The sequence below is a fragment of the Nibribacter koreensis genome, assembly GCF_039541795.1.
Taxonomy (GTDB): domain Bacteria; phylum Bacteroidota; class Bacteroidia; order Cytophagales; family Hymenobacteraceae; genus Nibribacter; species Nibribacter koreensis.
The window spans coordinates 1,420,501-1,435,390 of sequence record NZ_BAABGX010000002.1 but is presented as its reverse complement, the minus strand read 5'-3'; the positions used below and the strand labels follow the sequence as shown (position 1 = coordinate 1,435,390).

13 protein-coding genes are annotated in these 14,890 nt (G+C 49.7%); 7 read left to right on the top strand and 6 right to left on the bottom strand.

Annotated elements, in window-relative coordinates; genetic code table 11:
* Positions 1-83 precede the first annotated feature (83 nt).
* The 3 genes from ABD880_RS13450 (at position 84) to ABD880_RS13440 (ending at position 2,893) form a co-directional block, all read left to right on the top strand.
* Complete coding sequence (locus tag ABD880_RS13450; RefSeq protein WP_345167034.1) at positions 84-602, top strand: GNAT family N-acetyltransferase; 519 nt, start codon at positions 84-86, stop codon at positions 600-602.
* A 162-nt stretch (positions 603-764) separates the two neighbouring features.
* Entirely contained in the window at positions 765-2,192 is a 1,428-nt protein-coding gene (locus ABD880_RS13445; protein ID WP_345167032.1) for a hypothetical protein, read from the top strand.
* 173 nt (positions 2,193-2,365) lie between these two features.
* Entirely contained in the window at positions 2,366-2,893 is a 528-nt protein-coding gene (locus tag ABD880_RS13440; RefSeq protein WP_345167029.1) for a hypothetical protein, read from the top strand.
* A gap of 24 nt (positions 2,894-2,917) precedes the next feature.
* On the opposite strand, the gene ABD880_RS13435 is transcribed toward ABD880_RS13440, so the two are convergent.
* From ABD880_RS13435 to ABD880_RS13425, 3 genes are all read right to left on the bottom strand, one after another.
* Positions 2,918-4,285: a deoxyguanosinetriphosphate triphosphohydrolase gene (locus ABD880_RS13435; RefSeq protein ID WP_345167026.1), complete on the bottom strand. Its 1,368-nt coding sequence runs from the start codon at positions 4,283-4,285 to the stop codon at positions 2,918-2,920.
* A 148-nt stretch (positions 4,286-4,433) separates the two neighbouring features.
* Positions 4,434-6,566 (bottom strand): IPT/TIG domain-containing protein, encoded by a 2,133-nt coding sequence (locus ABD880_RS13430; protein WP_345167023.1) that lies wholly within the window; start codon positions 6,564-6,566, stop codon positions 4,434-4,436.
* 297 nt (positions 6,567-6,863) lie between these two features.
* Complete coding sequence (locus ABD880_RS13425) at positions 6,864-7,367, bottom strand: YciI family protein (RefSeq protein ID WP_345167020.1); 504 nt, start codon at positions 7,365-7,367, stop codon at positions 6,864-6,866.
* Positions 7,368-7,553: 186 nt separating this feature from the next.
* On the opposite strand from ABD880_RS13425, the gene ABD880_RS13420 reads away from it, so the two are divergent.
* On the top strand, positions 7,554-9,737 hold the full coding sequence (locus tag ABD880_RS13420; protein WP_345167017.1) for a prolyl oligopeptidase family serine peptidase: 2,184 nt from the start codon (positions 7,554-7,556) through the stop codon (positions 9,735-9,737).
* 189 nt (positions 9,738-9,926) lie between these two features.
* The gene (locus tag ABD880_RS13415) at positions 9,927-10,403 is read left to right on the top strand and encodes a GNAT family N-acetyltransferase (RefSeq protein ID WP_345167014.1); all 477 of its coding nucleotides are present in this window, start codon (positions 9,927-9,929) and stop codon (positions 10,401-10,403) included.
* A 175-nt stretch (positions 10,404-10,578) separates the two neighbouring features.
* Here ABD880_RS13415 and ABD880_RS13410 read toward each other — a convergent pair whose 3' ends face one another.
* Positions 10,579-10,884, bottom strand: coding sequence for a DUF4286 family protein (locus tag ABD880_RS13410; protein WP_345167011.1), 306 nt, complete (start codon positions 10,882-10,884; stop codon positions 10,579-10,581).
* Positions 10,885-10,938: 54 nt separating this feature from the next.
* Here ABD880_RS13410 and ABD880_RS13405 point away from each other — a divergent pair, with 54 nt between their 5' ends.
* Complete coding sequence (locus ABD880_RS13405; protein WP_345167009.1) at positions 10,939-11,781, top strand: TonB family protein; 843 nt, start codon at positions 10,939-10,941, stop codon at positions 11,779-11,781.
* Between the two features lie 93 nt (positions 11,782-11,874).
* Here ABD880_RS13405 and ABD880_RS13400 read toward each other — a convergent pair whose 3' ends face one another.
* Positions 11,875-12,363 (bottom strand): hypothetical protein, encoded by a 489-nt coding sequence (locus ABD880_RS13400; protein WP_345167007.1) that lies wholly within the window; start codon positions 12,361-12,363, stop codon positions 11,875-11,877.
* A gap of 108 nt (positions 12,364-12,471) precedes the next feature.
* Positions 12,472-13,713: an MFS transporter gene (locus tag ABD880_RS13395; RefSeq protein WP_345167004.1), complete on the bottom strand. Its 1,242-nt coding sequence runs from the start codon at positions 13,711-13,713 to the stop codon at positions 12,472-12,474.
* A 206-nt stretch (positions 13,714-13,919) separates the two neighbouring features.
* On the opposite strand from ABD880_RS13395, the gene ABD880_RS13390 reads away from it, so the two are divergent.
* Positions 13,920-14,804: a TraB/GumN family protein gene (locus tag ABD880_RS13390; protein WP_345167002.1), complete on the top strand. Its 885-nt coding sequence runs from the start codon at positions 13,920-13,922 to the stop codon at positions 14,802-14,804.
* Positions 14,805-14,890 lie beyond the last annotated feature (86 nt).

The window sequence follows — 14,890 nt, the reverse complement described above, 5'->3', positions numbered from 1 at the left end:
TCTCTGTAAAGAAAGAGTGGGGCAACTATGGCCGCGCACCCTGTGCCTGGCTTCCCTATCTGATTTTAGCACCTGTCCCGCGTATGATTGAACTGTCCAAACTAGCCGATAAGCACCTCCCGTATTTTCTGGAGTGGATCAATGACGAAGAGGTGATCAAATACTCTCTGGCGGAGTTTCATGGGCTTTCGTCTAAGGCAGAGATCACAGAATGGTTTGAGGGCGTCCTGGATGACACAGAGAGCGTGAACCTGGCCATCATTGACACAGACACGCAGGAATGCCTGGGCTATGCCGCGCTCAGCAACATGTCTGAGGCCAGCGAGGGCGGCGAGTTCTTCATCTTCATAGGAGACAAAGCCTCCTGGGGCAAAGGCATAGGGACTGAGGTGACCAGGCAGATGGTAGAAAAAGGCTTTACAGAACAAGACCTGCATTGGATAATTCTGGTAGTGTCCAAGTCTAATAAAGGCGGCGTAAAGGCTTATCAACGGGCCGGGTTCACCATAGAAACCATGTTTAGACAACGCTCCATGGAAGACGGCAAACTGCATGACACCTTTCTCATGTCCATTAAGCGCGAGGACCAGCCAACTTCTTAAATCCCTTACAGTTACTGTATTGCCTGACCTTTGCGCGAAAAACATTCTTTACATAATATTTTTTTTGCATTTCTAATTACTATATAGTAATATAGGTTTTCGATTGTATCTAATGCACCAAGCCCCCATAGGTGTAGGATTCTATCCCAATCAAACAACCGTATGAAAAGCAGACTTCTTCTGGTACTTTCCCTTGTAGTATCTACTTGGGCCCAGGCGCAAAACTCAACGTTCTCCATCAAACCCACAAACCCGCAAGCGGGACAAGAGGTCAACATTCTGTACAACCCGGCAGGCACGGTCCTGGCTAACGCCAGTGCCATTACAGCGTTGGCGTACGTGTATGACGGCAGTAAGCCTAAGATGCAGGAAGTAACGCTCCATAAGGTGGGTACTAACTGGCAAGGATGGATTACACCAGCCACAGGCATAGACGGCGTAGTATTGCAGTTTAGGTCTGAGGACGTGTATGAGAACAACGGGGGCAAAGGCTATAACTTCTTCTTGCACACAGCCAAGAAGCAACCAGTGCCAGACGCTTTGCACGGTTTAGCGGCCGCCTACATTGAGTGGGGAGCCACCGTGGGCATCAACCCTAATCCAGTTGCCGGTCTTAAACTGATTGAGCAAGAAGTGACGCAATACCCGCACCAGGCCAGAGCGGTCATCAACACCAAGTTGAACGGCCTTTCTGCCGCCTATGACGGCGAGGAGAGAAAACAACAAATGGCCGCCGAACTGGAAGCCTTTACCCAATACAAAGGCCTTTCTGGAAAAGAACTGCGCATGCTAGCTACCTTCTACCATGCCATTGGCAACTCAGACAAAGCCGCCGACTACAACTCACGCGCCAAGGTGCTTGACCCTAAAGTAGGCACAGAGAATGAGCGTCTGGACTTCTTTAACCAAGAGAAAAACCCAGACAAGCGCATTGCCCTAGGCCTGGCTTTTGTAAAAGACTACCCTATCCACACAGAAGTAGCCAACGTGGTATCTTCAGTAGCCTCTTTGTATGCCAAGAAGCAGAAATGGGTAGAATTTGAGAACCTGTTAAAGCAATACCCTTTCGCTAACATGTTTGAGGTATACATTGCCGCCGCCCAGAGCCTGCATGAGACTGGTCAGAACAATGCCAAAGCTAAGGAACTAGCCTGGAAAGCCTACCAACTGGCCATGAACGAGGTAAACGAGCCAACCGGCGCCAAAGACAACCTCATCACCAGCGCTGACTGGAGAACCAAACGCGAAAACTCTCTGGGCGAGGTGGCCAACGTATGCGCTGCCATCTTGATCAAAGAAGGTGACAAAGCCACCGCTACCAAGTACATGGCCAAAGCTTACCAGTACACCCGCGGCATGAACTCCAGCATCAATGAGCGTTACGTGCAGGTGCTAGCCGCCTCACCTAACAAAGCCGAAGCCCAGAAGACCATTGAGTCTATTGTAGCCACTGGCAACACCAACTCAAAAGTGAAGCAAGTCTTGAAAGACCTGTACGTGTCTACGGGTAACAGCGCCGCCAGCTTTGACGCTTACTGGATTCAGGTAGAGGCCCCAGCCCGCGAAAAAATGAAAACCGCTCTTCAATAGAAGGTAGTTTTACAACATAATATCAGCTTCCCGTTTTTGGCCTGTTTTCTAGAAAACAGACCAAAAACGGGAAGCTTTGTTTTAATTATATGAGGTTCATTAATACGGTTCCCATCCTCCTGCTTTCAGGGTTATTATTCTTCGCGTGCACAGCTCCAGAACAAAAAGCAGATGTGCACGCCCAAGCCAAAGCAGAGATAAAGGATAAAGGGTTCCTTGTCTCCAGCGTATTAGGTTCGCAGAACTTACTGATAGAGACAGATACTTTCACAGGCATCATCCTGCTTGAACAAGAGAATGCCTCAGAGGGCAGCACTGTCTATCTTCCTTCTGTAAAGGAGGTTTTGCTAGCTGAAGAGATACTATTGTCATGCTTTGAGAAAGACACCGTTGACTTCAGCCACGACTCCATGTTCATTAGCAAGCGTCGCATCTATCCTTTGTCTAGGTACAAGAGACAATACACAGGAAGCTATGACAAAAACGGAGACAAGATGATACGTGTCAGTTTTTCACTTGGAAGAAAAAATGAACCATGGCAACATGACTCATGGCTGAGAAGGCAACAAATTGTGAGAGACGGTGGTAACTCTTATTGGAGCATTAGCATCAATCTTAAAACCAAAAGATGCGGTTACTTTATGGTAAACGGTCTTGCCCTAGATAAGCCTGCGCTTCCTTTCTTTGCTTTAAACATTTAACCCCATTAACAACCAACAATTCCCCTAATACATCTTCGGCAGTTCTATCCCTTTGATTTTTCTATACAAGCTAATAGCGGCGCTATCTGTGAGGCCCGAGATGAAGTCCGTAATATTAAGGATGCGTTCATAGGCATCGGTTACAATCTGGCGGTCGCGGGCCAGGTATTGGTTGGGAATAAGGTCCAGGTACTTTTTGTGCCGGCTAGCTGATGGATGGAAAACGGTCTTCAGGAAGGCATCTAGTAGACCGCCTAGCACCTCAAAACCGGCAGCCTCTATCTCCAAGACAGGGCGGTTGCGGTAAATTCGGTCAATGGACACTTTCTTGATTTTGTCCAGCGCGGCCTTTTGCTTTACCTCATTGATGAGCGGTTGGTCATAGGTGCCGGCTAGAATCTCTTCTTCATGCGCCAGGAAAATATCAGCGCATTCTTTTATCAGATTACTGATGATGACCGCCCGCCAGAAGCCCAGTTGCTCATGCTGGTCATAAAACTCCACGCTAGACTTACGGTTAGGGTCACGGTTTAACAGGGGCTGTAACAACTCCTGCGCCTGCTCAAACGGAATAAGCCCCAGTTTACAGCCGTCCTCAAAGTCAATGATGCGGTAGCAGATGTCATCGGCGGCTTCTACCAGAAAGGCCAGTGGGTGACGGTGAAAGGCGGTGTTGCCCGCAGAGAGCATGCCTAGCTCCGTGGCTATCTTAGTAAACTGCGCTTGCTCTGCCTGAAAGAAGCCGTACTTCTTCTCGCTGGTGCGCTGGGTGCCTTTTACTACTTGGTCAGAAGGACGTGGGTATTTGGTGAACGTGGCCAGCGTGCTGTAGGTAAGGCGCATGCCGCAGGTACCAGAACTTTGGCCGGGGTGCGTGTGCGTGAGAATCCTGAACCCGGCGGCATTGCCCTCAAAGTTCTGCAGGTCTGCCTTCTGGGCGTCAGACAAAGACAGGAGAAACGGCTTGGCTTCATCGCTTTTGAAATAGGCAGAGATGGCGTCCTCGCCAGAATGCCCGAAGGGCGGGTTGCCAATGTCATGCGCCAGACAGGCGGCAGCCACCATATCCCCGAAGTCTGCGTCTGATAGGTTCTTGTGGGTTTGCGAAAGGTCTGGGTGTCTTTCCAGAATCACTTTGCCCACGGTTCTGCCCAGCGTACGGCCCACGCAAGACGTCTCTAAACTGTGCGTGAGGCGGTTGTGGACAAAATCACTTTCGGGCATGGGCATGACCTGCGTCTTGTTCTGCAAGCGCCTGAACGCCGAGGAAAACACAATACGGTCATAGTCCCGCTGGAAGTCACCGCGCACGGAGCTGTCTAAGGCAGGAGAGTTGGCAGGCGTATCTGAGCGCTCCATAGAGATAAGGCGCTCCCAGGTCATGGTAGGCATGGCAAAGGATTTAAAAGACCTCAAGCTACACCAACAGAAGATGTCCTGCAAAACAACGGGCGGTATAAACGCAGAAAAATCCGTTTTTGGCCTGTTTTACCCAAAACAAGCCAAAAACGGATTCTCTATTTACTCTCTTGAAAGGACGTTACTCAATCTTGTAGAACCTGAAGTTGCCGCTCTGGCTGGCGGTCCGCCACCTAATGATGTAGTACCCGGTGGCCAGGTCTGGCAGTTGTACACCATACCGCTTTACAGCCGGCAACACGTCAATGCTAATGGCCCCGAAGAACCGGCCGGCTGTGTCAAAGAACTCTAGCGTCACCACGTCATTCTGGGTGGTATTGAAGTTCAAGAAAACCTCGCTTCCGCCGGGGTTAGGCGAAATCAGATTGGTGAACTCTGGTCCGGCCACTTGGGCAATCTCAGACAGCTCTGTGGTGTTGTTGTTCTTGAGAATGCGCAGGCGGTAATAGGTGAGGGTAGGCAACGGACTTTGGTCAATGAATTCATACACCCCTCTGTTGGTGGCTGTCACGCGGCCAATCTCTTCATACGTAATGCCGTCTTTACTGCGCTCTACCACGTACGTGACCACGTTCAACTCATTCTCAATCTCCCACTCCAGCAAGACCGTGTTAGAGCCCGTCTGGTAGGTGCCTTGCAACATCACCGTCTCTACCGGAATGGCGCAGGCACTTTGCTGTTTAGGGATCATGACTGGCTCCTCACAGAACTGCGGCGAGGCGTTCTGGGCCATCACATACCGGCCCCCGGCAATGTCATTCTCCTGGCTTAAGACCCTGGAGACCTGCCCGCGGCCCACGGCATAGTGCATCACGGCTCTGGGCAAAATCAAGTGGCTCAACTGATGCGCGTGGCCCAACTCATGCAAGGTCACCGACTCAAAATCATACTGCACATTGGTGGGTTGCTCTGGCCCGTATTGCCAGGCAAAATTAGGAGCGAACTCCATGTCAATCTCCTCTACCCAAAAGTTGACGTCCTGCCCAATGATGCACCCAGAATACCGGCTAATGGTACGGCCCAGGACGTTGGCAGGCAGTTCTGAGGTATTGGCAAACCGCACCGAGTTGATGTTGTCATCTGCGGTCCTAACCACGTTGGCACCGGCCTGGGTGTCCCAGTTGATGAGCGTGGCGCAGGACCATTCATTCATGGAGCGCTTAAAGGCATACAGCGCAGGCTTGTTGGCCTCAAAACTAGCCCCAAACCTGAAAGTGTAGCCGCCTTTTTTGTTTTGGTTGATATGCTCCGGACTGTAGCTCTTCAGGGGCAGGTTGCGCACATCATCATCATAGCCCACGTTAGAGTAAGCGAAGATGATTAAAAGGTCTGTAGCAGCGGTGGCGGTGGCGGGGTCACTGTTCACCACTCTAAACTTACCGGTGCCGGCCGTGCCGCCGTCAGTGCCATAGGTAGGCACTTTTACCCTAATCTGCGTATTGCTCCAGCTAATGTAGTCAGTGTCTAAAGGTTTGATGAAGCTCTTGCCCCCGTCATCGGCGTCTGGAAACTCTACGTAACCCGTGCCTCTGGTAGCGCCAAAGTTGTTACCCGTAATGGTTAGAATATCACCGGTACCGGCACGCAAACTCTTAGGCGTAAAGTCTGATATCTGCGGAATGGCCCGGCGCAGTTCCTGGGTTCTCTCTGTAGTTTTGGTGGCGCCTTCTTCTAAGGCTGGATTGGCACGAAGCACGCGCAAAGAGGCGCCTCTCAATTTAGTGAGGGCAGGATAGAGCTCCTGCTCAATAGAAGCGTAGCGGGCAAAGGGATCCTGCGCCGACTTGTTGGCCACCTTGTACTTGATGAAGCCCTGCATGGAGCCAAACACCTTAAACTGGGCAGCGGCGTTTTTACCCTTGGCCGTCTGCAAGAAGAAGACGCCCTGCTGCTGGGTCTGCAGTTGCAGCGTAGCCGAGTATACGTGCAGCTGCATGCCCACGCGTCCGCCTTCGGTGATGACTTCTACCGTGCTGGGGGAGCTAGTTCCTTTAAAGACTTTGTAGACCTCTACCTGATTGACGGTATAGATGTTCTCATGACGGCTGTCCCAGAAGGATTTCTTGGCAATGACCTTGCCTTCTAAGACCAGGTCTGCGGCGGCCATGCGTTCCTCTAGGGAGAGTGGCACCAGAGACGCATTGTCTATCTGAGCCCAAGCCTGGGCCATGGAGAAAAGCCAGACACCCAGTAAGAGGAGAATTCTTTTCGCCCCGGCGTTCCCCGGAGAAATAGGAGAGGAGATGTATTTCATAGAAGCAGGTAGAAACAGGTAAACAGCGGCCTCACAGCCCTAGCGAAGAGAAATATACACAAGCATGTTGGAACCGCAAAAACTACCTGAATCTACGTACAATTCAGCGTTTTAGATTGAAAGATAGTACATAGGCTTACGGCACAAAAAAAGAGGCACTTCTCTGCAACAGACAAGTGCCTCTAACAAGCAAAAACAGGAACTACTTCTGGGCTAATAACGCCGCTGTAGTTTCTGTTATTGCATATGATTCCGCCGTTTTTAGTCTCTTTTCCAGAAATCAGCCCAAAAACGAATTTACTGTAGCTTAGCGCCTTTCATGCTGTACCAGGGGTGCAGTTCCATGATGAGCCGCCCGGCCTTCACGGCGGGGTCTGCCTCTGTCAGGGCTTTGGCTTCTTCTAGGCTCTTAACATTGAAAATGAAGATGCCGCGCATTTCGCCGTCATCCATAAAGGGCCCGGCCATGGTCAGTTTGCCATCGGCGGCCATCTTGTTGATGTGGGCCATGTGCTCATCTTGAATACGGGCGGCGGTCAGCTCATCATGCGTACGGTTGGGGCCCTTCTTCAAAATAGCCATGTAGTAGATTTTCATCTCGCCGTCGGCGGGTTCTTTGGCCTCTGCGGGCTTGGCCTCCGGGCCTTTAGCGGCAGCAGCCGCCTGGGCTGGTTTTGCCTCGGGGGCTTTGGTCTGGGCTTGCTTGGCTTGCGCCTTCTTCGTTTTGGCAGGTTTGGTCTGGGCCTGCGCCGTAAAGAGGCTGGCTAGCACTAACAGGCAGGTGTAAAGAATTCGGTTCATATAGAAGGGGTTACTTGAGAGTAGTATACGAAAAGGAACAATACTACAGATTTTCTGTTGAATTTCTGACAGCGGGCCTTTCTGGTTTACACGAAGGCCCTTGCCAGGCTGTTGCAGGAAAAGGTTGACTTTCACCGTAGGGCTGTGCAACTTAGGAGAAACAAAGACACACCTAAACACATTACTATGAAGACTTCCTCTACTTTCCTGTTGGCCAGCGCCCTTGCGTTAGGGGTTGGCTGTCAAAGCAATAAACCGGCGTCCGTGGCCACTACCGCTCCAGAAGCAGTAGCTACCCCGGCGCCCACGTTAGACTCAATCCCTATGTACCCTGTTACTAAAAAAGTAAACCATACCGACACCTACCACGGCACCCAGGTACCAGATCCTTATAGATGGCTAGAAGCCGACACCGCCCAAGACGTGGCTGAGTGGGTGAAAGCGCAAAATAAAGTCACGTTTGAGTACCTGGAGAAGATTCCGTTCCGGGACCAGATCAAAGACCGCCTCACCAAACTCTGGAACTACCCCAAATACGGCGCGCCGTTCAAAGAGGGAGACTACTATTACTTCTATAAGAATGACGGCCTCCAGAACCAGGCCGTGCTGTACCGCATGAAAGGCCTGGATGGCACCCCAGAACTGTTCCTGGATCCTAACAAGCTTTCTACAGACGGCACTACCTCTCTAGGAAGCCTCGCCTTCAGCAAGGATGCCAAGTACGCCGTCTATACCACCTCTACCGGCGGCTCTGACTGGCGCGATGCCTATGTGCTGGACGTGGCCACAGGCAAAAAGCTCACAGATGAGCTCCATTGGATCAAGTTCTCAGGTACCAGCTGGCACAAAGACGGCTTCTTCTATAGCCGCTACGCAGAGCCTAAGCAAGGCTCCAAGATGGCCAACAAGAATGAGTACCACCAGGTCTACTACCACAAAGTAGGCACGCCGCAGAGCCAGGACCAGCTCATCTGGGAAGCCAAGCAACATCCCCTCCGTCTGCTTTTTGCGGGTACCACCGAAGATGAGAAATACCTCATCCTGACTGCGTCTGAAGGTACCAGCAACAACTCTTTGTATGTAAAGGACTTAAGCAAAGCCAGCAATCCTATTGTGCCGCTGGTAGAGACCTTTGACAAAGAGTACGGCGTGGTGGAGAACATAGGCGACAAGCTCATTGTGCTCACCAACCAAGACGCCCCCAAGTACAAACTCATTGAGATTGACCTGAGCCGTCCGCAGAAAACCAACTGGAAGACGCTGGTCCCGGAGACTGACAACGTGCTCAACTCGGCTTCTTTGGTGGGCGGTAAATTGGTATTGAATTACATGAAAGACGCCGCCACGCTGGTGCGCGTGCATGATACTAATGGCAAGTGGATGCATGACGTCAAGTTACCCACCTTAGGTACGGCCAGCGGCTTTAACGGAAAGAAAGGGGACAAGACGGTATTCTACACCTTCACCTCGTTTACTTATCCCAGCGCCATCTACAAATATGACGTGGCTAGCAACACCTCTACACTCTACAAAAAAGCCGAGATTGACGTGAACATGGACGCCTATGAAACCAAGCAGGTCTTCTACCCCAGCAAGGACGGCACCAAGATTCCTATGTTCATCACGCACAAGAAAGGCCTGCAACTAAACGGTGACAACCCCACCTATTTGTATGCCTACGGTGGTTTCAACGCCTCTATGACGCCTTACTTTAGCGTGTCTAACATGCTGTGGCTGGAAAACGGCGGTGTGCTGGCCATTGCCAACATTAGAGGTGGCGGCGAGTACGGCGAGGCCTGGCACAAATCGGGCATGACCCCCAACAAGCAGAACGTGTTTGATGACTTCATTGCCGCCGCCGAGCATTTAATCGCACAGAAGTACACTTCGTCCCAGAAGCTGGCCATTGCCGGGGGCTCTAACGGTGGTTTGCTCATTGGCGCCGTGGTCAACCAGCGCCCCGAACTCTTCAAGGTAGCCCTGCCGGCCGTGGGCGTGATGGACATGCTCCGGTTCCATAAGTTTACCATTGGGTGGGCCTGGGTACCAGAGTACGGCTCCTCAGATGACGCGGCGCAGTTCCAGAACCTGATGGCATTCTCACCTATTCATAACATCAAAGACGGCGTGAACTATCCAGCCACCCTGGTCACCACCGCTGATCACGATGACCGCGTGGTGCCGGCGCACTCGTTCAAGTACATTGCCACCTTGCAGGAGAAAGGCGCTGGCTTTAACCCGTACTTAATAAGGGTAGACGTGAAAGCGGGACACGGCGCGGGCAAATCAACCACCGCCCAAATAGCCGAGGCTTCTGACGTTTGGTCTTTTGTCTATGAGAATATGGGCGTGAATCCTTACCAGAAGTAAGGAAGTAATTTCAATCTTCCATGGCGCAAGCGTCCGCTTGTGTCCGCACGCATGACAGATCAACAATGCGCGCGGACACAAGCGGACGCTTGCGCCATAGCCTTATACTCCTAGCATCGGCCTTTTTTAATGCACCTTGTATCCTTTATCTTGGTGCTTTATTGTGAATTGATTTTACCTCTGAAGCATATGAGCCTGACCATCACCATTAGAAAAGGAACCCAGCAAGACTTACCCGCGGTGCATGCACTCATTGTAGAGCTGGCTGTCTATGAGAATGCGCCCAATGAGGTGACCAACACCCTGCAAGACATGGAGCGGGACGGCTTCGGGGAGGAGCCCATCTTTGAGTTCTATGTAGCCGATTCTAAGGAAGAGGGGATTGTGGGCATTGCCTTGTACTATACTGCCTACTCCACCTGGAAGGGCAAGATGCTCTTCTTAGAGGACATTGTCATAACAGAGCGTCACCGGCGCAAAGGGTTCGGGCGGTTGTTGTTCAACGCCGTGGTAGAAGCCGCCAAAGCTGGGCAGTACAAGCGCATGAAGTGGCAGGTCTTGGATTGGAACGAGCCCGCCATCAACTTCTATAAAAGCATTGGCTCCAACCTGGACGGCGAATGGATCAACTGCAACCTCACCGAACAGCAACTACAGCAATTCTAATCACTACTGTACATTTGCCTGCCCTCAGCATCCGCTTGCATGGTGCACATACTACCAAATAAAACAGCCCGAAGACGACACCATGCGTTTTCGGGCTGTTTTCATGAAAAGAGGCCAAAAACGGATTTGGCCACCTTATCACTGTTTACTTATTACTGTTACCTGTTCACTGTCTTTAGGCTACTACCTCCAGCACCGTCCTGAAGGCGGCGTATTGGCCAGCAAATTTCGCCTGCATCTTGCCTTGCATGGTTTTGTCATGGTCGCGGTGGTATTCCAGCAGATCATCCATGTGGCGGGCGTAGTACTGCACGGCGTAGGTAGTGCCGCCGTTGTCCTCGTCCTCCATCACCTTGGCAATCTGGAATTTTATAAAAAACGTGGTAGCCATTATCTCTGGCACATGTGTCTCCTGCATCCACTGCAGCCACGCTTCGGCCACAGAATTCTCAATGCTTACGGTCTCGTTGAAAAGAATCATCCTCAAAATTAGTGCTTATCTTTGATAACAGAAATCAAAGGGAGAATAGTGCCCTTGTCTTACACAGCAGGCAATAACTTAAAAACGGAAATGAGAAGGATATTCTTGGGATGGGTGGTATGGTTTTTATCTGTCACGGCAGGATATGGACAAACTGATAGCGTTACTTACTTTGATGACAGCTTTAACCATACCCAGAAAGACAAAACTACCTTTTATAGAGTCACTCAAATCACTGACCCAGCCGCTAGAAGTGGTTCCAAAAAGGATTTTTACATAACCGGTGAAAAATACCAAGAGCAACATTACAGCAAATTAGACTCAGTCTTACATGGACCTTCAATCACTTGGTATAAAAGCGGACAACTGAAATCTCGTACCCACTATTCGCATGGCTATCCAGAAGGTACATCTGAGGATTGGTTTGAAGACGGCACTCTGAAATGGATTCACCAGTATGTGCATGGACGCTTGGAAGGGGAAAGAAGGACTTATTACGCCAACAAGCAACTAAAACGGAGAGATGTCTATTCTAAAGGTGAACTAGTAGAAGGCCATTGCTATGATGAGCAAGGAATGAAGATTCCTTATTACGAATTTGAAGTGATGCCTCAATACCCAGGTGGCATGCCGGCACTAAAGCGGTATTTGAGCAAGAAGATAAAAGTAACGGTGAACAGAAGCCGTAAAGAGCAGGAAGGAGAGGTCCTGCTATCTTTCATCATCAATAAAGAGGGGGGAGTAGAAAACATAAGTGTAGTAAAAACCACTCACCAAGAATTGGCAGACGCTGGAATAAAAGCCCTTCTAGCCATGCCGAAATGGAAACCAGGTTCTCAAGACGGAAGAGAGGTCTCCGTTAAATATAATGTTCCTTATAAAGTCCGCTTCAATTAAGCATTAATTAACTTGGCGTTTTTGGCCTGTTTTGATGAAAAGAGGCCAAAAATGAATCAAAGGATAAACCTCTTATTTAATGAGGCTTCTTCTTTATTTGAGAACTATCCCGCACCTCACCGTAGTAGCTTTTCTCCCATTCAGAGATGTCTTCTTCCTGAATTTTTTTAGCCATGCCTCATCCTCTACTGGCTTACTAATAGAAAAATATGCAAAGAAACTAGCATAGCAAAAGAGTCCTGTGGCAATAATCCAAAGCCTTTGCTTATGCTTTCTAAAATAGCCGTCGCGTTTAAGATACCAATCCCATAGAATGGTGTTGGGCAATTTAATGATCATCATGATCATAACAATCGGGTTGTATCCTTCTAGCGCTCGCTTCTGGAATTCGCTTTCAATTGCTAGATGATATTCCAAATCCCATTTTGCAATCTTTTGTTGTTGTGCTTCTTTAGAAATCCCTCTGCGCAACAATTCCCATTTGGCTTGGTCTATAGCGTCTGGTTGCCATATGCCCGGCGAGTTAGCAATCTCTATGAGATCATCTGTTTCTCTTTCATTTATAGGAGGATGAAATTCCATGTACTTACTAAGACCTAAACTTAAGATGCAGGTTATAAATTGGCAGGATGGCTTACTATTGATAGTCGTTTTTGCTCTGTTTTGGTGAAAACAGACCAAAAACGACTACTACTCCTCTTCCAGATAATCCAGCTCTTTGCCATAACTTTCGGGTAGGGTGAGAATGGCAACCAAGGCAATGCTGAGCGCAATAACGCCTAAGATGCCGGCCGTCTGCAACAGGCCAAACTCTTCTTTGAAGGCACTAAAGGAAAGCGTGAGGGGAATGACGGCGCCGCGCACAAAATTGGGCACCGTGGTGGTGACGGTGGCGCGTATGTTGGTACCAAACTGCTCGGCGGCAATGGTCACAAAGACGGCCCAGTAGCCACTGCAGAAACCAAGCGCCACGCACAGCCCATAAAAATAGGCCTCCGAGGCGTTGGTAGCCAAGAGGTATAACGCAATAACACCTGCCAGCAAGAAGAGGAAGAGGACCACCACGCGCTTGCGGCTTTTTAATTGTTGACTTAGCAAGCCACTGGCCACGTCTCCCAAACTCAACCCGAAGTACGAGAACCCAATGGCCTTGGCCACTGAGATAACCGCCGGCACACCCAAGGCCTGACCGAACTCAGGAGAGAAGGTGATCAAGACGCCAATTACAAACCAGATGGGTACGCCAATCAAGATGCACTTGAGGTATTTTAGAAACCTAGGCCCATTGGTAAACAAGCTCAGGAAATTGCCGCGTCTCACCTCTTCGCGCTGGGACCGCTCAAACATGCCAGACTCAAACACGCCAATGCGCAACAGTAGCAATAATAAGCCCAAGCCGCCGCCCACAAAATAAGCGGTCCGCCAATGAAAGTACTCGCCAATGACCCCGGCCAGGATAGCCCCAGAAATGCCTACTGAGGCCACGATGGTGGTACCATAACCGCGCTTTTCTTTGGGCAATACCTCAGAGACCAGCGTAATGCCAGCGCCAAGCTCACCAGCCAGGCCTACCCCGGCCACAAACCGCAGCCAGGCATAGGCATCTATGTTGGTCACAAAGCCATTGGCCAGATTAGCGGCAGAATACAAAAATATAGACCCAAACAGCACTGATATGCGGCCTTTCTTATCCCCCAGCACCCCCCAAAAGATGCCTCCAAGAAGCATGCCGGCCATTTGCATATTTATAAGACGCACACCTTGGTCTAACAGGTCAACAGGATTGGTGACGCCCAGCTCTTTTAAACTGGCAATCCTGACTATACTAAATAAAACAAGGTCATAGATGTCTACAAAGTACCCTAAGGCCGCCACAATCACGGCGGTGTTCAAGAGTTTGACGTGCGGGGTTGGTAAAACAGGTGCACTCATGCTACGATAGATGTTGAGACATGAATTGTAAATTTTAAATAAACTGGTGTCATTCTTTAAATATTCAAATAAAACTATAATTACTCTATTTACAGATATTTATATTTTTTCAATATATTTATAATCCAGAGCGAAATAGTAGGGAAGATTTTATTCCAGCACAAAAAAAACTTATATTTTTGGTAAGAATTTGTAACCCTGCTCGCATGAACTCGTATAAGGCTGCCGCATTCGGATTGTTTCTTTTGCTCCTAACTGGTTTAGGTTTTTCCTCCTCTGTGATGGCAGCAGAAACTCCCGTAGCCCCCAAACAGTCATTGCTTTGGAAGGTAAGCGGCAAAGGCATCAAGACGTCTTATGTCTTCGGCACCTTTCACCTTGTCCCAAAAAACCAGTTCTCCCTGCCTAGTAAGGTAAAACAAAAACTGATGAAATCCGAGACGGTGGTCTTTGAAGTAGACCTGGACAGCCCAGAACTGACCAGAGGCATGACTCACGCCATGCGCATGGCCAAGCCCTTAGAAAGCCTGATGTCGCCGCAAGAGTATAACTGGCTAGCCCAGTTTGTGCACGACAGCCTGGAGCGCAACATGCAGTTCTTTAGATACATCAAGCCAGGATTCTTAGGCCAGATGCTCTTGTACCCAAAAATGCTAGGCTACAACCCAGAATCATATGATTTGGCCTTGTTAGATTTAGCGAAGAAATGGCATAAGTCAGTGTATACCTTAGAGACACCCGCTGAACAGATTGCCCTTTTTGATCAGGTAAACCTGGAAACTCAGACCCAGCAGTTCTTGAACAGCGTCAAGCAGTTTGACCGCCAGCGCAAGCTCATGAAACAGATGCTGACGCTCTACCACCAAGAAGACCTGAACGGCCTGTATGCACTCATCAACTCAGAAAACGGCCCTGACAACCAAGACTTCTTACTAGATGAGCGTAATGAGCGCTGGCTCATGCCCCTGGTAAAGAAGATGAAGAAAAGTCCGTCTTTCATTGCCGTAGGTGCCGCCCACCTGCCAGGCGAACATGGCCTGCTAGAGTTATTAAAAGCCAAAGGCTACAAAGTTGAACCCGTGTTTGACTAATCTCCTCATTCAACGCTTATAGAATACACGCATACGCTATCATAAATCAAAGAGGCCCGTTCTGTGACAGAACGGGCCTCTTTGAT

Excerpts from the sequence above, each read along its gene's own strand:
- ABD880_RS13450 (WP_345167034.1), top strand. The coding sequence starts at position 84 with ATGATTGAACTGTCCAAACTAGCCGATAAGCACCTCCCGTATTTTCTG.
- ABD880_RS13445 (WP_345167032.1), top strand. The coding sequence starts at position 765 with ATGAAAAGCAGACTTCTTCTGGTACTTTCCCTTGTAGTATCTACTTGG.
- ABD880_RS13435 (WP_345167026.1), bottom strand. The coding sequence starts at position 4,285 with ATGCCTACCATGACCTGGGAGCGCCTTATCTCTATGGAGCGCTCAGAT.
- ABD880_RS13430 (WP_345167023.1), bottom strand. The coding sequence starts at position 6,566 with ATGAAATACATCTCCTCTCCTATTTCTCCGGGGAACGCCGGGGCGAAA.
- ABD880_RS13425 (WP_345167020.1), bottom strand. The coding sequence starts at position 7,367 with ATGAACCGAATTCTTTACACCTGCCTGTTAGTGCTAGCCAGCCTCTTT.
- ABD880_RS13420 (WP_345167017.1), top strand. The coding sequence starts at position 7,554 with ATGAAGACTTCCTCTACTTTCCTGTTGGCCAGCGCCCTTGCGTTAGGG.
- ABD880_RS13415 (WP_345167014.1), top strand. The coding sequence starts at position 9,927 with ATGAGCCTGACCATCACCATTAGAAAAGGAACCCAGCAAGACTTACCC.
- ABD880_RS13410 (WP_345167011.1), bottom strand. The coding sequence starts at position 10,884 with ATGATTCTTTTCAACGAGACCGTAAGCATTGAGAATTCTGTGGCCGAA.
- ABD880_RS13400 (WP_345167007.1), bottom strand. The coding sequence starts at position 12,363 with ATGGAATTTCATCCTCCTATAAATGAAAGAGAAACAGATGATCTCATA.
- ABD880_RS13395 (WP_345167004.1), bottom strand. The coding sequence starts at position 13,713 with ATGAGTGCACCTGTTTTACCAACCCCGCACGTCAAACTCTTGAACACC.
- ABD880_RS13390 (WP_345167002.1), top strand. The coding sequence starts at position 13,920 with ATGAACTCGTATAAGGCTGCCGCATTCGGATTGTTTCTTTTGCTCCTA.